Consider the following 20,378-nt stretch of genomic DNA (forward strand, 5'->3'; position numbering starts at 1 on the left):
ATGGACGTGGCTGGCTGCGCGGGTATTTCATCGGGTACGCATCCAGTTGCCTGTGCCGGTGAAAATCAGCTCGCGTGCCGGTGTGCTGCGGCTTTCATCCTTCCATACCGTGCAGTGCACGCCAGGGCCAGCGGTAATTTCGCATTCGCCTGCCGGGTAGGCAAATTCGGCATTCAGCGCCTTGTCGTAAACCTTGCCCACCGTATAACTGGTGCGGCCGCTACTGCCTGCATTCTGCCCGGTGGTGACAAAAAACCATGCACCGCCGCCGTCAGTCAGCGGAAAGATGAAAATGGGCCTGGCAGGGTCATCCGCACTGATGCCCAGATAATGGTCACATTGGGGCCGGGCTTTGGCGCCAAGATAGAAGGTTTGCGAACACGCACCTTCCACCCGGTAATGACCGGCAGCCAGCATGCCGGTGTTGTCGGCAACAGCAGGCCCGGCTGCGCATGCCGTTGCAATCACTGCGATGGTGCCATACCGGTGAAAGCCCTTGCTGACTGACATCTGGCGCTCCTTGAAGATTTCCATGCCGCGATTCTGGTTCATATGCATGGGTCATGGCAATGGCCCTGTGCCGGGCCAGTTGCCAAGGCCTTGCTTATGCTGCCGTCTGGCGTTTGCCCGCCGCCTCTTCGCGGCGGCGCTTGGCTTCTGCCAGCAGGTAAACCTGGTAATCGTCCAGATCGCCATCAAAGTCGCTGACACCACCGCGCGATACCATCCAGAACTCGTCACACACGGCGCGCAGCAGGGCGCGGTCGTGGCTGACCAGCATCACCGAACCTTCAAACTCGTTAAGCGCCACACTCAGCGCCTCGCGCGTGGCCAGGTCCAGATGGTTGGTCGGTTCATCCAGCAGCAGCAGGTTGGGGCGCAGCCAGACAATCATGCACAGCACCAGCCGGGCCTTTTCGCCGCCGCTCATGCTGCCCACCGCCTGCTTGACCATGTCGCCGCTGAAATTGAAGGTGCCAAGGAAGTTGCGCAAGCCCTGCTCGCGGCAGTCGTTGGCGGGCGGGCGCAGCTGGGCTGGCGTTTCCCGCACCAGGCGCAGCATGTGTTGCAGCGGGTCGTCTTCCGGGCGCAATACGTCCAGCTCCTGCTGCGAGAAGTAGCCGATGCTCAGGCCCTTGCCACGGATGATTTCGCCGCTGGTGGCTTTCAATGCTTCGGCCACCGTTTTTACCAGCGTGGACTTGCCCTGACCGTTGGCCCCCAGAATGCCGATGCGCTGGCCGGCCAGCACCGAGCGGTTCACCCCTTTGACAATTACCGTAGGCGGCGTGCCTGCCGGTGCATCTGCCGCTGCCGGATAGCCGAAAGATGCCTGCGACATGGTCAGCATGGGGTTGGGCAGGCTGCCCGGTTCCTTGAACTCGAACTGGAATTCGGCATCGGCCAATACCGGCGCAATCTTCTCCATGCGCTCCAGTGCCTTGACCCGGCTTTGTGCCTGCTTGGCCTTGCTGGCCTTGGCCTTGAAGCGGTCGATGAATTTTTGCAGGTGGGCCATCTTTTCCTGCTGCTTGGCCTGTGCGGCCTGCTGCAGAATCATCTGTTCGGCACGCATGTCCTCGAACTTGCTGTAGTTGCCGCCGTAGCGTACCAGCTTGCCGTGGTCGATATGCAGGGTGACGTTGGTGACTGCGTCCAGGAATTCGCGGTCATGGCTGATGACCACCATGGTGCCGCTGTATTGTTTGAGCCAGACTTCCAGCCACACCAGTGCGTCCAGGTCCAGGTGGTTGGTGGGTTCGTCCAGCAGCAGCAAGTCGGAAGGGCACATCAGCGCCCGCGCCAGTTGCAGACGCATGCGCCAGCCGCCGGAGAAGCTGTTCACCGGCTGATCCAGCTCCGCCACGCTGAAACCCAGGCCCAGAATCAGCGCCTGCGCCCGCGCCGGGGCGTCATGTTCGCCGGCATCATTCAGTGCGGTATAGGCGTGCGCCATGCGCATGTAGTCTTCACCCGCTTCGGCCTCGGCCACTTCGCGCCGTGCCGCCAGCAAGGTGAGGTCGCCTTCCACCACGAATTCCGTAGCGCTTTGCGCGGTTTCCGGCATGTCCTGCGCCACTTGCGCCATGCGCCACTGGCTGGGAATGGAAAAATCGCCACCGTCTTCGTGCAGATTGCCGTTGAGCACGGCAAACAGCGATGACTTGCCCGCGCCGTTACGCCCGACAAGGCCGACTTTTTCGCCGGGGTTGATGCTGACAGTTGCGTTGTCCAGCAGGACTTTGGTGCCGCGACGCAAGGCCACGTTTTTCAGGATGATCATGAGGGAATGCCGTGCTGCAAGGGTTGGGTGGCGAAAAGCGGTAGCCCGGCGTTTACTTTCGTCGCGACGGAATGCCAGGAAAAAACACCGCCCTCAGGCACATGGGCCGAGGGCGAAGTGGGGATTATACGCAGATGCTTCCTGCGCCGCGCAGGCTTCTGCCAGTCAGCGGCGTCATGTTCCGTGCTTTGTTGACTGCGCTGGCGTGGGATGGGATGGAAATGGCGCGGCGGAACGCCCCGATAGTGCCGGGGCTTCCGTCCTACGGGGCAGGGGCGTGGGGTGTATGGTCTGTCAATCCGGGCTGAAGCGGTCGCCCAGATCGGCACGGATGGTGTGGGTGTCGTAGATGATGACCAGCTTCTCAATCAGGCCATCGGCATTGAAGTCGAACACGTCCACGCAATCAAAGCTGACGGTGCTCTGGTCTTTCAGCACCCAGTCATAGCGGAAATAAGCCGTGGCACGGCGGCTGCCCTGGCTGCTGTGGAAGAGGTCCAGCAGGGTGATCTTGCTGTTGCCGGAAGCCTCGGCCAGCTTGCGGTAAAACGATGCGGGGCTGACCCACCCCAGCAGCGGCGAATAAATGGTGGCCTGCGGGGCAAACAGCGCCACCACCCCGTCAACATTGCTCTGTTCCAGTGCCTGCAGGTAGTCTGTCAGCCTGGCTGCGTACTGCGCCGTATCGATACCGGACATTGCTGTATTCCTTGTTTGGTGTGAGCCATCACCTTAGCCATTTGCCCATGAGCCGAATATCGACAAATTCTGAAGCCGGATATGCAGCGGATGCATACCCGCTTGGCGAACTGACCAAACCCCTGCCATCCATCATGGGCTTGCAGGCCTTTGTCGCCGTCGCCCAGCTGGGCAGCCTGTCGCGTGCCGCCACCCAGTTGCACCGCACCCAGGGCGCGGTGAGCCGTCAGATTCAGCAACTGGAGCAGTACTACCAGCTGGCCTTGTTCCGTCGCAGCGCCAGCGGCATGCAACTAAGCCCGGAAGGCGAGCAACTGCACCAGCTTGCCCGGCGGGTATTGGCCGAGCTGTCCGCATTTTCGCAGCTGGCTTGTCAGCAACAGCAAGTCATCCGCCTGCGCCTGCCATCCACGCTGGCACTGCGCTGGTTCCTGCCACGGCTGGACAGCCTGCAACAGTTGCTGCCCGGCATCCGCATCGACATCAGCACCTCCATCAGCGATACCCCCGACTTCACCGGCACCGAGCTGGACGCCATGCTGGTGCGCGGCAATGGCCAATGGCATGGCCTGCATGCCGAATTGCTGTTTGCCGAGCACCTTACCCCGATGTGCTGCCCGGAACTGGCGCGTGAGTTGCACAGCCCGGCCGACATGCAACAGCACTGCCTGATTCATGCCGATGCCGGCCAGCAAGCTTGGCAAGGCTGGTGGCGGCAATATGGCAGCGGGGAAATGGCAGGGCGGCATGTCGAGTTCGACTCGCTGGAATCCGCCACCGGGGCTGCGGTACTGGGCTACGGCATTGCGCTGGGCGACCCGCGGCTGGCACAAGACCGGCTGGCTAGCGGCGAACTGGTGATGCCCTTTGCCGCCATGACCACCAGCACGCTGGCTTATTTTCTGGTGATGCCCGAGCCTGGCCGCCGCAGCCCCAAGCTGCGCGAGCTGACCGAAGCCCTGCTGGCCCTGGCATAAGGTGGATGACCGCAAGCGGCAGGCTGCCAATGACCACCATGTATAAATTTTTGCAGTTAAGGTCGTCCGGCCGTCGCTCCCATGCTTTACTGCAATAACTGCTTCTGGAGTCTGCGCATGAAATCAAGCAAACGCTCAGGTTTTCTTGGCAGCATGCTGCTATTCTGCCTCCTCATGTTGCAGGCAGCCTGCACGCCCGCAGCCCATGCCTTTGACACCCCTGCCAGTAGCACGAATGCAGCCACCTTGCCCGATCACCCTCGATTGATCGCTACCGCCAGGGACTGGCAACATCTTGCCGCACGCCGCGCCGGCGATGCGGATCTGGACAACTATGTCACTCTGCTGCTGGAACGTGCACGCAAGGATCTGACGCTGATGCCGGTGGAGCGCACACTGGTCGGCCGCCGTCTGCTTGCTACTTCGCGTGAGTTCATTCGCCGCAGCCTGCTGTGGAGCTTTGCCTACCGCGTCACCAGGGAACGCGTCTTCCTCGACCGGGCCCGGCGCGAGATGCTGGCCGTGGCAGCCTTCTCCGACTGGCATCCGGATCACTATCTGGATGTTGCCGAAATGACAGCGGGACTGGCGCTGAGCTACGACTGGCTGTATCACGACCTGTCCGCCACCGACCGTGCCACTGTGCGCCGTGCCATCGTGGACAAGGGCATCGCACAAGCACGTTATGGCCACAAAACCTTCAGGCTGGAAAACAACTGGGGCCAGGTTTGCATCAGCGGCATGGTGTTGGGGGCGCTGGCTGTGGCGGAGGATGAGCCAGCACTTGCTCGCGACCTGCTTGGCGCAGCCAGGGAAAACGCCTTTACCGCGCTGGCTGCCTACAAGCCGGATGGTGTCTATCCTGAAGGGCCGGGCTACTGGGTGTATGGCACCACCTATGAAACCCTGCTGGTTGCCGCCCTGCGAAGCAGCCTCCATACCGACTGGGGCTTGCTGGATGCGCCGGGCCTCAAGCGTAGTGCCGGGTTCTACAGCCATGCAGTCAGCCCGACCGGGCGGCAGTTCAATTTTGCCGACAGCGGTGAAGGCCAGGAAATTGCCCCGCCCTTGTTCTACCTCGCCAGCGAGTTGCGGCAACCCGCTCTGATTGATGCCAAGCGCATCATGATCCGCAACAAAGGAGGGCTTAACGAGCGCTTCGGCCCGCTAGTGGCCTTGTGGTGGCCTGATGCCGCCACGGCTCGGCCGGCTCCGCTGAATTTTACCGGGCAGGGGCCGCAGCCGGTGGCGATCTGGCGCTCTGCATGGAATGACCCGAATGCGTTGTACTTCGCCATCAAGGGTGGCGGCGCCAATCACAACCACGCCCACATGGATGGCGGCAGCTTCGTGCTTGATCTGGATGGAATACGCTGGGCCAAGGACTTGGGCATGCAGGACTACTACTCGCTGGAAAGTCGCGGTATCGACCTGTGGAACATGAAGCAGAACTCATCACGCTGGCAAGTGTTCCGCCTTGGCAGCGCAGCGCACAACACCATCACCCTGGATGGCAGCCCGCACAATGCTGCCGGAATGGCATCGTTGCAAATGCAGGGGCCAGACAGTGCAAAACTCAACCTGACACCGCTGTTTATGCCCGGCCAGCTGAGGCAGGCTACGCGTACCGCCCGCATTGAAGGGCAGAGCGTGACATTGCGTGATGAGGTTCGCGGCGCAGCCCCCGGCAGCATCATCCGCTGGGCCATGACAACCGAGGCCACCATCACTCTGGATGGCAGTGATGCCACGCTTGTTCAGGGTGGCAGAACACTGCATGTCCGCTTCAAAGGTACGCCGTTCACGCTGGAAGTGGTGGATGTTGCCAGACCGCGGGCAGGCTATGACAGCCCCAACCCGAACACCCGCCAGCTTGTCGCCCGCGCCCCGGCAGGACCGGATGGCAGCTGGATGCTGACAGCCCGGTTTTCCCGAAACTAGGTACTGGCCCGCTAGCCTGAAGCGAGGCCCGTCCGCTCCGCCTGGCGCTGATGGGGCCGGGGTGGCACCGACAAGTGATTCAGCGCGCAGGGCAGATGCCCCGGCGGGGCGATCCACCATGCGTTGCATGGCCGCAGGCGGCAGGCTGACGGGGAGTCAGAACTCCGTCACCACCGTTACCCCGGCCACCTCGAACCTGTCCATATTCATCAGCACTTCAATCGACTGCTCAAGGCTGATGGTGCGGCCAATCAGCTGCTCCGGTGCCAGCTTGCCCGCGGCCATCATGGCGAACATGGCATCGTAACGGTGCGCCTGCATGCCGTGGCTGCCCAGGATTTCCAGCTCGTGCGCAATCACCTTGCTCATCGGAATTGCCGGGGTGCTGTGCTCGCCCAGCATCAGGCCCACCTGCACGTGCTTGCCGCGCTTGCGCAGATTGCTGATGGAGTTGAAGCAGGTGACCGGATGGCCCAGCGCATCCAGCGACACATGCGCACCGCCACGGCTGATGTCCATCACCGCTTCAACCACATCCGACACCTTGCTGGCATTCACCGTGGCCACCGCCCCCAGCTTGCGCGCCAGTTCCAGCTTGTCGTCCGCAATATCAATGGCAATCACATTCGCCCCGATGGCATTGGCAATCATGATGGCAGACAGGCCAACGCCACCACAGCCATGCACCGCCACCCACTGCCCGGCCGAGGTTTTACCCTGATCCACCACCGCACGGAACGATGTCACAAAACGGCAGCCCAGACTGGCGGCGGTGGTGAAATCCAGCGACTCCGGCAAGGCCACCAGATTGATATCCGCCTGATGGATGGACACATACTCGGCAAACGAACCCCAGTGGGTGAAGCCGGGCTGGAACTGGTGGTCGCACACCTGATGATTACCGGAATGACACTCCGGGCAATGACCACAGCCAGCCACAAACGGCACCGTGACCCGATCGCCAATCCTCCATTTGCCCACCTGCTTGCCAACCGCCGTCACCACCCCGGCAAACTCATGGCCCGGAACATGCGGCAGCTGGATGTCCGGGTCGTGGCCAACCCAGCCATGCCAGTCGCTACGGCACACGCCGGTTGCCATCACCTGGATCACCACACCGCTGTTATCCGGCGTCGGGTCCGGCACGGTAGTCAGTTGCGGCGGGGCGGAAAACGATTCGTAAACAATGGCTTTCATGCAGTACTCCTCGGTGAAATGGTGCATTTATTGTGAACGTTTTCCCAGAAATTACCTGTCAGATTGCCATTGGAATAAGCCGTAATCTGAAATAGGATTTCACTCATTAACTACCCGGTGAAAGCTTTCTTCAAAATGACCGACCTCGACAAAGTAGACCTCGCCATCGCCGACAAGCTGCAACAGGATGGCCGCCTGTCCAACGCCAAGCTGGCCGAACAATTTGCCATGAGCGAAGCCTCCTGCTGGCGACGGCAGAAACGGCTGGAAGAGCTGGGGGTGATCGAGGGTTACAAAGCAGTACTGAACCGGCGCAAACTGGGAATAGGGGTGATGGCCTTTGTGCAGATTGTCTGCACCCAGCACAGCGAAGAAGCCACCGCCGCATTCGAACGCATCATCCAGGCCTGCCCGCAGATACTGGCCTGCCACAACACCACCGGCGAAGCCGACTTCCTGCTGCAAGTGGTCGCACGCGACCTGGATGACTACAGCCGCTTTGTCGAGAAAGTACTGCGCAAATTGCCGGGGGTGTTCAGCATCCGCAGCAATATCTCGCTCAGGGAAATAAAGGTGATGAACAAACTGCCCATCACCGATATCGAGTCAGGGCATGGCTGAATGGCCATGACCTGTGCGGGTGGGTGGTGATTGGGGGGGGAGGGGGTGCTTGTTCCCGTAGGGCGGATGCCCCACAGGGGCGATCCGCCGGGATTTGGGAAGCAAAGTGATCAATAATTAGAGGTGGGCAATGTTTTCAATGTTATGTCTTATTTATTGTTGCTGCTAAGAAATGGGGTTAAAGTTTTGGTTATAAAATGATTTGGTTTCCAATTTTCTAGTAGTTTGTCAAGTAGTAGCAAGTCAAGTGCTTCATACGATAGGCTCATTGCTGGTGCTACTTTCAGGGTTGTTTCAATGCTGCTAATCGCTTTGCCAATTATGTATCTGATTGTTTTTGTTTTCATTTTACTTTCTACCCCCTTCTTTTGAATTTCCTCTATGTATTCGTGCACGATGTTTTCCTCGGGATTTATATTGCGAGACCAATGCTTGAATTTTTCGGCTTTGTCGAGCATTTTAAATAATTCGTCAATATTTCTTTCGTTTGTGTTTATGACTTCGGTTATGGTTGGTGAGTTATTTAAAATGCACTCACGAAAATTGTCTATTTTTTCTTTGTTTATTTCGGTGCGATGCAAGAATCTATCAAATTTTCTTTTTAGAATTTCTGAATTAATATGAGTTGTCATTAGGTCGCCACCATAGTGCGATGCTATGGCGAGGTCGGCATTTGCATCCAATAGAGAAGTCAAAATGTTGGCCATTGTTATTGGTGAGTCCAGATTGTGATTTTCTATGTTTTTTCTATTGAATTCGTTTAGATTGAAATCTGTGAAGATTGTAAATCTTATGTTATTATTTTCTTTGTATATTTCAATTTTTGAGTCACTGCTGAGGTGGAATTCATTGTCAATTTGCTTTAGTCGCTCTTCAAATAAATGTCTAAGTAGTTTTTGATCGTTTAGGTCGTTTAATGCAGATTTTGTTATGCCCCCCTTGATATAGTGGTCGCTGGAGTAGTCTCTGCATGGGGTTTTTTTAATAAATGATTCTGCGAATTTGTTAGCTTCATTTTGGTCACTGCATACGTTTCTTAATGTGTATGCAATTCGTTCGCTAAGTGATTTAAGCTCACCTGTTTCTTGATTGCCAGAAATTTTTGCTGCAATAAATGAATGATATGGTGTAACGCCATATGTTTGCGTTTGAACGCCAAGTATTTCTTCACAATATACTGCAGATATTTCTGGTCTGTTTAGTAGTCTTAGTGTGTCTTTTGGGCCTAGTTTTTTAATGAAATTTGTGAGAGTGCCTTGGTCGATTATTAATTGTACTTTTTGATAGTAAAACATTGCTTCGGCAACTTCACCAATGGAGATTATATCTCCGTTGAAAGATTTTCTAAGTATGATAGAGTCGAACAATTTACACCTCTAAATTTATTGGTTTGCTTTGATGGATTGGGAAAAACTAATTGCAAGAAAATATGAAGTATCTATATTATATGACAAATTATTTATTTTGCATGATTGTGAGGGTCTGGTGCCAGTAGGAAAGTCAATCCGAATCTTTCTTGCGGATGCCACAGTTACTGGCATCCGCTACGCTGAGTTAGTCAACTGGACAGGCCACGGATTAGCGTGTCCGCGCAACAGGCTTAGTGAGTTATCGGCCTGGCCGGAGGCCAGTAAACCAGGTGTGTATCTGTTGTTTGAGGCGCGATTGGGGGATGCCAAGCCTCTGGCTTACATTGGGGAGTCCGAGAATGTGGCAGAGCGTTTGACGTCGCATGACCGGTTGAAAGACTTCTGGAACGAGGTGGTTATTTTCACTAGCAAGGACGAAAACCTGACTAAGGCTCATGTCAAATTCCTAGAGTCGAATCTAGTCGCCATTGCAAAAAAGGCAGACCGTTACACTCTGGAGAATGGAAATACGCCGACGGAGTCCAGTTTGCCTCGTGCAGACAAGGATGCGATGGCAGAATTTACCGATAATATCCGGATGGTGCTGGGAACGCTGGGTTATCCCATTCTGGAGCCTCTGCTGCGTTCTGCCCCTGTGAGTCTCGATGTTTCCTTGCAATCTACACAAGTTGTCGCAGGTCCGGTGTCTACCAAACTGGATAACCTGACTTTCACGGTGAATGGACTGGTGGCGCATGGCTCGGTGACCGATGAAGGTTTTGTGCTAAAGAAAGGTTCCCAGCTTTCCAGCAAAAATATGGACAGTTTGCCATCGCGAATTTTGCAGCAAAAGCAGAAGATGCAAGAGGATGGCCGTTTATTCCCAGATGCGGCGAGTGGCCATTTGGAGTTGGCTGAGGATGTTCTGACAAGTTCGTCCAGCTATGCTGCTGCTTTGGTTGCAGGTACTTCACGTAGCGGCCCGCAAGGCTGGATTGCAGAAGATGGTCGAACTTTGAAAATGATTGAGGATGAAACTATCACCTTCCCTCAGTCTATTCCTGAATAATTGTAGAAATAGCTGTCTTTCCAGTTCGGGTATTGCTGGTATGGTCCGCATGACGGCGGAACGCCCCGGTAAGGCCGGGGCTTCCGCCCTACGCGCCTATCCCGTAGGGTGGATGCCCCGCAGGGGCGATCCACCCTGAAACGTTCCCGAATAAATCCATTTCCCCCGCCGAAAAACTACCGAATCAACGCGCCCACTTGGCCCCGTCAAGCATGCCGACGGGTGGCGCTGCTGCGGTTTTAAGCGGCTGGCTGTTTGAGCGATTGGACGTTAGCCAATCGCGAGTTCCAGCCGTGCCTCAGCAGTGTCAGGCCCCGGAGGGTAGCCGCAGGCCATGCTTGCTGGGGTGGCCTTGGAGGTGAAGGAGGGCTTGGCCAGGCAAGCTCTCCTTCCCGTCCGCCGCGCGGAAGCGGCAAAACAAAACATCATTCGCGCAGCGGATTTCTACAGTCTGAATAATTGATTTTTTGTTGTGTGCCGGGATAGTCCGCATGGCGGCGGAACGCCCCGGTAAGGCTGGGGCTTCCGCCCTACGGGCTGGCTACAATAACGTCGCCAGGCAAACACGCATCCCGTCCGCCGCGCGGAAGCGGCATTTAAAACATCATCAGCCCCTTACCTGCACCTCTTGCCAGTGTTTCCCCGTCCCTCTACCCTTGCCGTCCCCGGTGGTGCTGATTAGCCTTGTCCCGTTGCGTTTTCAAGCGCATCCAGGTTTGGCGACCTGATGAGAATTACCGGGAAAGCCGTGTAAAAGCGGCTTTTTCTGCTTGCGTCTGCCCCCTTCAATGGCAGGCCAGGCGGGGAGACCTATACGGTCTGCCGGTTCAGTGGTGATTCTCCCGGTTCGCCAACCCCGCTTTGGCCTGCCACCCGCCTTCAAACAAGCGCGTGGCAGCCTTCATCCTGCAACGGAGGGCAGCACCATGACGCATCCCGACCCCATCATCCCCCAGCCACCACCCCTGACACTCTGCTACCTCGGCAAACCCGTCCGCGTAGTGCAACACCACGGCCATTACTGCCTGCTGGCCGACGACATCCTGCAACTGTTCGGCCCGCGCCTGCGCCACAGCCTGCAACAACAACTCCCGCCGCAGCTGGGCTGCACCATCAGCCTGAGCCTGCAAGACACACCGCAAACCGGCTGGCCTGCTGCCACACTGCAACGCGCCTTGCGCCAGAGCAAACGTCCGGCTGCGCGCCGCCTGCGCCTGTGGCTGGAGCGACAAGCACTGCCAGCATTGCAACAACGCCCCGATTGCTACGCCAGCTGGGAGCAGGCACTGGCCATGGCGGCGGAGGCCGGGCAACAAATCAGCCATGCCGTGCTGCAAGCGGTGCTGCAACATGGGCCGGGCTGGCAACGCAGCCACTGGCTGCTGACTCTCAATTACAGCCCGGACCACCCGCGCCGCCATGCGCATGGCCGACTGGTGGAACTGGATAGCCAGGCCACACCGTTGCAAGCGCTGGCGCAGCGTATTGCCGGGCCGGACGGGCTGGATTGCAATCATGCCGAGCTGCTGCGGCTGGCCAGTGCCTGTTACCAGCAACTGGCCAAGCGCACAGAAAAGCAGGCGTGGCGGGTGGAGGCCGCGCAGCAGCGCAAGGCGGCCTGTGCGTGAGCAGGGGATGGCCCCGGCAACAGCAAGGTGTCGCCGGGGCGGGGTGGTGTCAGGCTGAAAGCCTGCTTACAGCCCCAGCGCGGACAGCGAGGGGTGATCGTCCGGCCGCCTGCCTTGCGGCCAGTGAAATAGACGGTCGGCCTCCGTAATGGCCAGGTCGTTGATGCTGGCGTGGCGGATGGCCATCAGGCCGTGCGCGTCGAATTCCCAGTTTTCATTGCCATAGGCGCGGTACCACTGGCCGCTGTGGTCGCGCCATTCATAGGCAAAGCGCACGGCAATGCGCTGTTCGCTGAAGGCCCACAGTTCCTTGATCAGCCGGTATTCCTGCTCGCGCTGCCATTTCTCGGTCAAAAACGCTTCGATGGCCGCACGGCCCTGAATGAAGCGGTCGCGGTTGCGCCAGCGGCTGTCCGGCGTGTAGGCCTGTGCAACGCGGGCCGGGTCGCGGCTGTTCCAGGCGTCTTCGGCCAGCCGTACTTTCAGGGCGGCGCTGGTGGAGTCAAACGGGGGCAGGGGTGGGCGGTTCATGGCGGGCTCCGGGTGGCTTGCCCCGGCGGGTGCCGGGGCGATGGGTCAGGCACTAAAGGGCTGGACCGCGGGGAAGTCGATATCGGTGTCGGCTACAGAGTTGATGTAGTTGGTCCAGCTATTGAGCGCAACATGCTGCACGATTTCGATGATCTGCGCCTCGTCATAGCCGGCGGCCTTGACTGCCAGCAAGGCGTCGCGCCCGACATGGCCGCGTTCACGTGCCACTTGCGCGGCAAAGCGCACGGCGGCATCGGCCTTGGGATCGGTGGAGGTGCCACGGCGGTTGGCCAGGATTTCGGCCTCGTCCAGCCTGGCCAGGTTCTTGCCCAGGTAGCTATGGGCGGACAGGCAATAGGCGCAGCGGTTGATTTCGGCCACGGCCAGCGCAATACGCTCGCGGGTTTGGGCCGGCAGGCTGCCGCGCCCCAGAGCCGCGGACAGGGCGAGGTAGCCTTCCAGTGCTTGCGGGCTGTTGGCCACCAGACGGAACAGGTTGGGAACAAGGCCAAACTGTTTGTTGACCGCTTCCAGCATGGCTTGCGAGGCAGCTGGGGCATCGGCGATGGTGGCGGGGATGGTGAGGTGGGACATGGTCTGGCTCCGTTAGGTGTGTGGTGACGACAGCCCAGACGATACCTGCATTCAGATTTGGTGATAATCCGTTAAAATATGGAATAACTATCCCGGAAATCGAGAATATGGCCGACAGACTGGAAGCAATGGCACTGCTGGTGGCGGTGGTGGATGCCGGTGGTTTTTCGGCAGCGGCGCGGCGGCTTGGGCTGCCGCTGGCCACTGTCAGCCGCAAGGTGGCGGAGCTGGAAAGCTACCTGGGCGTGCAGCTGTTGCAGCGCTCCACCCGGCATATCGCGCTGACCGAGGCCGGGCGCAGCTATGTGGAGGCATGCCGGCGCATTCTGGACGATGTCAACGAAACCGAACGTGCCGCCTGTGGCGAATATGCCGCGCCCAAGGGGGATCTGGTCATCACTGCGCCGGTGGTGTTTGGCCGTCTGCATGTCACCCCGGTGGTGGTGGACTTTCTCAAGGCTTACCCGGATATCAATATCCGCCTGCAACTGGGCGACCGGGTGTCGCATTTGCTGGAGGAGCATATCGACCTGGCGGTGCGCATTGGCCCGCTGCCGGACAGCAGCCTGGTGGCCACCCGGGTGGGTGAAGTGCGTCAGGTGGTGTGTGCCTGCCCGGAATACTTGGCGCAGCGCGGCCTGCCCACGGTGCCGGAGGATATCCGCCGGCACGACTGCATCAGCTATGACGCGCTGGCCGGTACGCAAGCCTGGCCGTTCTATAAAGGTGATGCGGTTTCGCTGCTGCCCATCAACCCCCGGCTTGTCGTCAACGGGGCCGAGGCGGCGCTGGATGCCGCTTGCGGCGGCCTTGGCCTTACCCGTGTGCTGTCCTACCAGTGCGAACAGGCAAGGCGTGAAGGGCGGGTGCAGATTGTACTGGCGGATTATGAAGCAGCCGCATGGCCGGTGAGCCTGGTGTATGCAGCGCAGGGCAGGTTGCCCATCAAGCTGCGCGCTTTTCTGGACTTTGCCGCCCCGCGTTTGCGTGCACGCTTGTCAGCTGATCAGTAAAGCGGGGTTTGGACGGGGATGCGGCGGCTTTCAGGCCTGGAAGGACAGGCTGCTGCGGCCGGTGTGGCGCGCAGCAGCCCGGGCAGGCTTAGTCAGCCTGGCGGTTGGCTTCCATCACGGTGAGCGCCGCCATATTGATGATGCGGCGCACGGTGGAGCTGGAGGTGAGGATGTTGACCGGCGCATTGACGCCCAGCAGGAAGGGGCCGACGGCCACATTGCTGCCGGCAGCGGTCTTCAGCAGGTTGTAGGCGATGTTGCCTGCGTCGACATTGGGGCAGACCAGCAGGTTGGCGGCACCTTTCAGCCGTGACATCGGCAGGATGTTCATGCGCAGCGCTTCGTCCAGTGCGCAGTCGCCGTGCATTTCGCCATCCACTTCCAGCTCCGGGGCGCGCTGGCGGATGAGTTCCAGTGCCTGGCGCATCTTGCTGCCGGAGGCCGAACTGCCGGAACCGAAGTTGGAGCGCGACAGCAGTGCAGCCTTGGGCTTCATGTGCAGCAGCGTCATTTCCTCGGCAGCGGCCACGGTGAATTCGGCAATCTGTTCGGCCGTGGGGTTGTCGTTGACGTGGGTGTCCACCAGCGCCACGGTCTGTTTTTCCAGCAGCAGGATGTTCATGGCGGCATAGGTGTCCGAGCCGGGCTTCTTGCCGATCACCTGATCAATGTAGTGCAGGTGGTCCTGATAGCCGCCCACTGTGCCGCAAATCATGCCGTCGGCATCGCCCAGCCGTACCATCATCGCGCCAATCAGGGTCAGGCGGCGGCGCATTTCCACGCGGGCCATTTCCTTGGTCACGCCATCACGGCACATCAGCTCCCAGTAGCTGGTCCAGTACTGGTGGAAGCGTTCGTCGTATTCCGGGTTGGTAACTTCCACGTCCTCGCCCAGACGCAGGCGCAGGCCGAATTTTTCGATACGCGCCAGCAGGACTTCCGGGCGGCCCACCAGAATGGGGCGCGCCAGTTTTTCATCCACGATGACCTGCACGGCGCGCAGCACGCGTTCGTCCTCGCCTTCGGTAAACACGATGCGGGTTTTGCCGCCTTCGCGTACCAGCTTCTTGGCGGCGGCAAACAGCGGCTTCATGAAGCTGCCGGAGTGGTAGACAAACTGTTGCAGCTGCTCGGTATAGGCGTCGAGGTTGGCAATCGGCCGGGTGGCCACGCCGCTGTCCATTGCCGCCTTGGCCACGGCCGGGGCAATGCGCACGATCAGGCGCGGATCGAAGGGTTTGGGAATCAGGTATTGCGGGCCGAAGGACAGGTCGTAGCTGCCATAAGCCGCGGCGACTACTTCGTTCTGTTCTTCTTCGGCCAGGCCGGCAATGGCGTACACCGCGGCCACTTCCATTTCACGGCTGATGGTGGTGGCACCCACGTCCAGCGCACCACGGAAAATATAGGGGAAGCACAGCACGTTGTTGACCTGGTTGGGGTAGTCGGAACGGCCGGTTGCCATCACCACGTCGTCACGCACCGCATGGGCTTCTTCCGGCAGGATTTCCGGGGCCGGGTTGGCCAGCGCCAGAATCAGCGGGCGGGCGGCCATCTGCGCCACCATGTCGGGCTTGAGCACTCCGCCAGCGGACAGGCCGAGGAATACATCGGCCCCGGCAATGACTTCGCGCAGGGTGCGGGCGTCGGTAGGCTGGGCAAAGCGCGCCTTGGCCGGGTCCATCAGCACGGTACGACCCTGGTAGACCACGCCTTCGATATCGGTCACCCAGATGTTTTCCAGCGGCAGGCCCAGATGCACCATCAGGTCCAGGCAGGTAAGGGCGGCGGCACCGGCACCGGAGGTGACTACCTTCACCTGGCGGATGTCCTTGCCCACGACCTTGAGGCCGTTGATGAAGGCGGCAGCCACGGTGATGGCGGTGCCGTGCTGGTCGTCATGGAAGACCGGAATCTTCATCCGTTCGCGCAGCTTCCGTTCCACCTCGAAGCATTCCGGGGCCTTGATGTCTTCCAGGTTGATGCCGCCAAAGGTGGATTCCAGGCTGGCGATGATGTCCACCAGCTTGTCCGGGTCGGTTTCGTTGATTTCGATGTCGAACACGTCCACACCGGCAAATTTCTTGAACAGCACGGCCTTGCCTTCCATCACCGGCTTGGAGGCCAGCGCGCCGATATTGCCCAGGCCCAGCACGGCAGTGCCGTTGGTGATGACGCCCACCAGATTGGAGCGGGCGGTAAAGCGGCTGGCATTGAGCGGGTCGGCGACGATTTCTTCGCAGGCGGCGGCCACGCCCGGTGTGTAGGCCAACGCCAGGTCACGCTGGGTCACCAGCGGCTTGCTGGCGTTGACGGCGATTTTGCCCGGGGTGGGAAATTCGTGGTAATCCAGTGCTGCCTGACGGTCGGTGGTATCCATGACGCATTTTCTCCAGTGAGGTGGGCTGGTGGCTGTCTGTGCTGTGCCGCATCGCCCGGTTGGCTGCCAGGGGTGAGGTGGTCTGCCCCTGCGAATGTGGCCATTCTAGGCAGTAAACATAAGCTGGTTATTTTGATTTACTATCATCCCATAATGTTTATCTTATGGAATGCGGCGATATGACGGGCATTAATGGCGAAGAAGTGCTGCGCCGCTTGAGTTCGCGGCTGAAAATGCGGCATCTGATCCTGCTGCTGAATATCCGGCAGTACGGCTCCCTGACGCGGGTGGCTGAACAAATGGCCAGCAGCCAGCCGGCCATCACCAGTGCGCTGGCCGAGCTGGAAAGCATGTTCGGTGCACCCTTGTTCGACCGCTCGGTGCGCGGCATGGCCCCCACGGCGCTGGGCAAGCTGGTGCTGGCGCGGGCCCAGGCGATGATTCACGACCTGGGGCATCTGGTGCGTGACATGGAAAGTGCGGTGGCCGGTTTTGATGCCCACCTGCATGTGGGGGTGATTCCCTTTATCTCGGGCCGTTTGCTGTCGGCTGCCATCCGCCGTGCCATGCCGGAGGACAGCAAGGGCCTGACCGTGACCATTCACGAAGGCACCAGCGACCAGCTATTGCCGCAATTGCAGGATCACACGCTGGATATCGTGATTGGCCGGGCCTCGTCCACAGTGGATCTGGCCGGGGTGGAGTTCAGCCTGCTGTACCGCCAGCAACCACGACTGATTGCCAGTCGGCGACTGGCAGCCCAGCTGGGCCGGGTGCGGCAGGACTGGCAGCAACTGGTGGCGCTGGACTGGATTCTGGGCGCACCCAATACGCCGATGCGCGAGCAGGTGGCCGACATTTTTCTGGCCGCCGGGGTTGCACCGCCATCGCCGATTGTCGAGAGTTATTCGTCCAAGCTGATTGGCGAGATGATTGTGGCCAGCGAGCGGGCGGTGTCGATTGTGCCGGCGGATATTGCCGAAGAACTGGTGCGTACTGCCGGGCTGGCCATTGTGCCGTATTCGTTTGACTGGACCTTGCCGCCGATTGCCATGTTTACCCGTGCCGGCGCACAGTCCCGCCCCTTGCTGCAATTTGCCGAAGCCTTGCGCCAGCTATGCGCGGATGCCTGAGCAGGGCCGGGATTTCATTCACCGTGACCACGGCAAAATTTGTCGCCGATGGCATAACAGCCTGCTGGCAGCGCTTATAATGGCAGTTTACAGCCAGTGTCATGCGCAGCATCTTCCTGCACCAGCCCGGCATGTCCGTGGCAGCAGTCAGCAGCTGCCATCACCTTGGCCACCAGCCGGCGCGACAGGGCCCAGTCATTGATAAGGCGGTTTATGCAGCAAGGCATGCTTGAAAGAATATGGCGCGAGTCATTGAAAAATTATGCAGTTGGCTTGCTGGTCAATCTGGCAGCCATTCTGGCCATTACTTATATCCTGTCTGACGACTCTTCCAGCTTTGTCCTGCAGTGGTCCGGCGCGGCACTTGTACTCACCGTCCTGCGTTTTGTCCAGTTTCTGCATGCAGCCAGACGCTATCGCAAAACCCACACCTTTCTGCTGGCCGACAGCTTCTACCTGAGCCTGGGGCTGGTGAGCGCCGCCGGACTCTGGGCGGTGCTGGGCTGGTGGGGCATTGCGCATTACCAGGGGCCGCAGCAGTTTGCCATTATCGTAATCCTGGCCGCACTGGCTGGTGGGGCCACCGGTACGCTGTCATCCCTTAAAGTAGCCGGCAAGGCTTATATCCTGCTGCTATTGATGCCTGCCTGTATCCGGCTGTTCCAGTCGGGCATTCACTCCTATGTCACGCTGGGTGTGCTGGGGATGATTTTCGCCTGGGTGATGATGATTACCCACCAGCACAACTACAAGCTGGTCCGCCGCAGTATCGGTTTGTCTTTGTCCAACAAGGATTTGCTGAATGAAGTTTCTTCGATGGCGGAAGAACTGAAGCAGGAAAACGACACGCTGGAAGCGCGGGTGGAGGAACGAAGCAAGGATTTGCTGCGCCTGGCGTATTACGACGAGCTGACCGGCCTGTTGAACCGCCATGGCGTGTTCAATCTGGTGAAGTACTTTGGCATCACGCCCGGCAATGTCACGGTTTTCCTGATCAATCTGGCGCGCTTCAAGCAAATCAATGATGGCATGGGCCACGAGGCTGGCGACATGGTGCTGCGCCAGGTGGCGCAGCGGCTGGAGGCGCTGGCGTCGCAGCTGAACCAGGACATTTTCGGCAATGTCGACTGTCAGGTGGGGCGCTGGGGTGGCGACGAGTTCATTTTCTATTTTTCCCGCCTGGGTGAGGGCGCGCTGACCCCGGAGGAAGTGGGCGTCATGCTGAAGCAGGAAATCAGCCAGCGCATGCAGGTGGCGGGCAAGACCATCTGTGTGGACGTCAATATCGGCGCGGTGTCCGAGCAGGATTGTGACAACCCCAACAACCTGTTTCTGTATGCCGACATTGCTGCCGGTGAGGCGCGTCACAGCGGCCATGTGGTGTTCTTCACCCCCGGCATGCGCGAGCAACTGCGACGCAAGACCACGCTGGCACAGGACCTGCGCATGGCCATCGGCAATGGCCAGCTGTCCATTGTCACCCACAATATTGTCTCGGCCGAGGACCACACGCTGGCGTCCTGTGAAATCCTGTCGCGCTGGGCACACCCGGAGCTGGGTGATATCTCGCCGGTGGAGTTCATCCCGGTGGCCGAGGAAAGCGGCACCATTGTGGAGCTGGGCGACTGGGTGATTCATCAGGCCATGGCTGCCCAGCCGCTGCTGCAGCAAATGGCGGGCAAGCCGGTGAAAGTGGCGGTGAATGTGTCGCTCTACCAGCTGTTGCAGGAAGACTTTGTCGACAAGCTGATGCTGTTTACCAGCGGCGACTTTGCCCCGCAAAACCTGATTGTCGAGCTGACCGAAAGCGTGTTCCACGAAGACGAAATCGCGCTGGTGAAACAGGCGCTGTTCAAGATCAAGCAACTGGGGGTGGAAATTCATATTGATGACTTCGGCACTGGCTATTCTTCGTTCTCGCGCATCTGCGAGCTGCCGATTGACGCCATCAAGATCGACAAGGCCTTTATCCAGTCCGAAGACGAAAAGAACATCGCCATCATCGAGGCCGTGGTGTTCATTGCCCGGCGGCTGAAGATACGCGTGATTGCCGAAGGCATAGAAACCCTGGAACAGGCAGAAAAAATGCGCATGCTGGGCGTGAACGAACTGCAAGGCTTTTTCTTTGGCAAACCGGCCGCTCTTCCTTCCGGCCTGTGACGATGTCTGGTGCCATGCGCCGCTTTACATGTCTGTAGGCCACCGCTTGCTCCGGTGGCCGACCTTCCACTCTGACCTGGCCTTGCCTCATGCTTGACGCTTTTTTCATCTTCTCTGACAGCCGCACACTGCCGCTCTTGCCCGGCATCTATCAGCCCTGGCTGGTGGCCCTGTCCGTGCTGGTAGCCATTGTTACATCGGTAGTCACCCTGTACATGGCCGGGCTGGCTGCACGCACACTGTCCAGTGGCCTGCGCCAGATGGCTCTGCTCAGCGGTGCCCTGTTCCAGGGCATCGGCATCTGGGCCATGCATTTCGTCGGTATGCTGGCCTTTGATTTGTGCACCTCGGTGCATTACGACCTGCAACTGACCTTGCTATCCATCCTGCCGGCTTTCTGTGCGTCCTGGGTGGCGCTCAACATGCTGGCATCCCCGCAGGTGAGCCGCCAGCAATTGTGGCTGGGCGGCCTGCTGGTGGGGGCGGGGATAGGCGGCATGCACTACACCGGCATGGCCGCCATGCAGATGGCTCCCATCCTGCGCTACGCGCCGGGCTGGTTCGTGTTTTCGCTGCTGATTGCCATTTTGCTGGCCACCCTGTCGCTGTGGATACGCTTCGGCCTGCGTCAGCTGGCCCGCCTGGGCGAGGGGAGAACCAATCTGCTGGCCGGTTGCATCATGGGCTTTGCCATTGCCGGCATGCACTACAGCGGCATGCTGTCGGCCCGCTTCATCGGCGTGGCAGAGCCGGCCGGCCGGGTGGTGGCGGAAAACGGCAAGATGGCGGCGGTGGTAGCCTT

At 59.3% G+C, this 20,378-nt stretch carries 17 protein-coding genes; 9 read left to right on the forward strand and 8 right to left on the reverse strand.

Annotated elements, in window-relative coordinates; translation table 11 throughout:
* Positions 1-27: 27 nt before the first annotated feature.
* From JHD62_RS12180 to JHD62_RS12190, 3 genes are all read right to left on the reverse strand, one after another.
* Positions 28-552, reverse strand: a complete 525-nt coding sequence (locus JHD62_RS12180) for a hypothetical protein (protein WP_199103125.1) — start codon at positions 550-552, stop codon at positions 28-30.
* A gap of 52 nt (positions 553-604) precedes the next feature.
* On the reverse strand, positions 605-2,284 hold the full coding sequence (locus tag JHD62_RS12185) for an ABC-F family ATP-binding cassette domain-containing protein (protein ID WP_199103126.1): 1,680 nt from the start codon (positions 2,282-2,284) through the stop codon (positions 605-607).
* A gap of 294 nt (positions 2,285-2,578) precedes the next feature.
* A complete protein-coding gene (locus JHD62_RS12190; RefSeq protein ID WP_045848214.1) occupies positions 2,579-2,983 on the reverse strand; it encodes a nuclear transport factor 2 family protein in 405 nt (134 codons plus the stop codon).
* Between the two features lie 47 nt (positions 2,984-3,030).
* Between JHD62_RS12190 and JHD62_RS12195 the strand changes: the two genes are divergently transcribed.
* Complete coding sequence (locus tag JHD62_RS12195) at positions 3,031-3,960, forward strand: LysR substrate-binding domain-containing protein (protein ID WP_199103127.1); 930 nt, start codon at positions 3,031-3,033, stop codon at positions 3,958-3,960.
* A 117-nt stretch (positions 3,961-4,077) separates the two neighbouring features.
* Positions 4,078-5,901 carry a heparinase II/III family protein gene (locus JHD62_RS12200; protein ID WP_199103128.1) on the forward strand — a complete coding sequence of 608 codons (1,824 nt, stop codon included), beginning with the start codon at positions 4,078-4,080 and terminating at the stop codon, positions 5,899-5,901.
* Positions 5,902-6,057: 156 nt separating this feature from the next.
* Here JHD62_RS12200 and JHD62_RS12205 read toward each other — a convergent pair whose 3' ends face one another.
* Positions 6,058-7,098 (reverse strand): zinc-dependent alcohol dehydrogenase family protein, encoded by a 1,041-nt coding sequence (locus JHD62_RS12205; RefSeq protein ID WP_199103129.1) that lies wholly within the window; start codon positions 7,096-7,098, stop codon positions 6,058-6,060.
* A 135-nt stretch (positions 7,099-7,233) separates the two neighbouring features.
* Between JHD62_RS12205 and JHD62_RS12210 the strand changes: the two genes are divergently transcribed.
* On the forward strand, positions 7,234-7,719 hold the full coding sequence (locus JHD62_RS12210) for an Lrp/AsnC family transcriptional regulator (RefSeq protein ID WP_199103130.1): 486 nt from the start codon (positions 7,234-7,236) through the stop codon (positions 7,717-7,719).
* Positions 7,720-7,868: 149 nt separating this feature from the next.
* Here the strand turns inward: JHD62_RS12210 and JHD62_RS12215 are convergent, their stop codons facing one another.
* Positions 7,869-9,086, reverse strand: a complete 1,218-nt coding sequence (locus JHD62_RS12215) for a hypothetical protein (RefSeq protein WP_199103131.1) — start codon at positions 9,084-9,086, stop codon at positions 7,869-7,871.
* A 31-nt stretch (positions 9,087-9,117) separates the two neighbouring features.
* Here JHD62_RS12215 and JHD62_RS12220 point away from each other — a divergent pair, with 31 nt between their 5' ends.
* Positions 9,118-10,137: a GIY-YIG nuclease family protein gene (locus JHD62_RS12220; protein WP_199103132.1), complete on the forward strand. Its 1,020-nt coding sequence runs from the start codon at positions 9,118-9,120 to the stop codon at positions 10,135-10,137.
* A gap of 926 nt (positions 10,138-11,063) precedes the next feature.
* On the forward strand, positions 11,064-11,765 hold the full coding sequence (locus JHD62_RS12225) for a hypothetical protein (RefSeq protein ID WP_199103133.1): 702 nt from the start codon (positions 11,064-11,066) through the stop codon (positions 11,763-11,765).
* Between the two features lie 66 nt (positions 11,766-11,831).
* Here JHD62_RS12225 and JHD62_RS12230 read toward each other — a convergent pair whose 3' ends face one another.
* Together JHD62_RS12230 and JHD62_RS12235 are read right to left on the reverse strand one after the other, a co-directional pair.
* Positions 11,832-12,296 (reverse strand): nuclear transport factor 2 family protein, encoded by a 465-nt coding sequence (locus JHD62_RS12230; protein ID WP_045846149.1) that lies wholly within the window; start codon positions 12,294-12,296, stop codon positions 11,832-11,834.
* Positions 12,297-12,341: 45 nt separating this feature from the next.
* A complete protein-coding gene (locus JHD62_RS12235) occupies positions 12,342-12,890 on the reverse strand; it encodes a carboxymuconolactone decarboxylase family protein (protein ID WP_199103134.1) in 549 nt (182 codons plus the stop codon).
* 107 nt (positions 12,891-12,997) lie between these two features.
* Between JHD62_RS12235 and JHD62_RS12240 the strand changes: the two genes are divergently transcribed.
* Positions 12,998-13,903, forward strand: a complete 906-nt coding sequence (locus tag JHD62_RS12240) for a LysR family transcriptional regulator (protein ID WP_199103135.1) — start codon at positions 12,998-13,000, stop codon at positions 13,901-13,903.
* A gap of 88 nt (positions 13,904-13,991) precedes the next feature.
* Here JHD62_RS12240 and JHD62_RS12245 read toward each other — a convergent pair whose 3' ends face one another.
* Complete coding sequence (locus tag JHD62_RS12245; RefSeq protein ID WP_062787981.1) at positions 13,992-16,283, reverse strand: NADP-dependent malic enzyme; 2,292 nt, start codon at positions 16,281-16,283, stop codon at positions 13,992-13,994.
* Between the two features lie 179 nt (positions 16,284-16,462).
* On the opposite strand from JHD62_RS12245, the gene JHD62_RS12250 reads away from it, so the two are divergent.
* The 3 genes from JHD62_RS12250 to JHD62_RS12260 form a co-directional block, all read left to right on the forward strand.
* A complete protein-coding gene (locus tag JHD62_RS12250) occupies positions 16,463-17,416 on the forward strand; it encodes a LysR substrate-binding domain-containing protein (RefSeq protein WP_199103136.1) in 954 nt (317 codons plus the stop codon).
* Positions 17,417-17,641: 225 nt separating this feature from the next.
* The gene (locus tag JHD62_RS12255; protein ID WP_199103137.1) at positions 17,642-19,576 is read left to right on the forward strand and encodes a bifunctional diguanylate cyclase/phosphodiesterase; all 1,935 of its coding nucleotides are present in this window, start codon (positions 17,642-17,644) and stop codon (positions 19,574-19,576) included.
* A gap of 89 nt (positions 19,577-19,665) precedes the next feature.
* On the forward strand, positions 19,666-20,378 hold a 713-nt coding region (locus JHD62_RS12260), incomplete at its 3' end, for an MHYT domain-containing protein (RefSeq protein ID WP_304506248.1).

The sequence above is a fragment of the Aquitalea sp. ASV11 genome (assembly GCF_016429185.1).
GTDB lineage: Bacteria > Pseudomonadota > Gammaproteobacteria > Burkholderiales > Chromobacteriaceae > Aquitalea > Aquitalea pelogenes.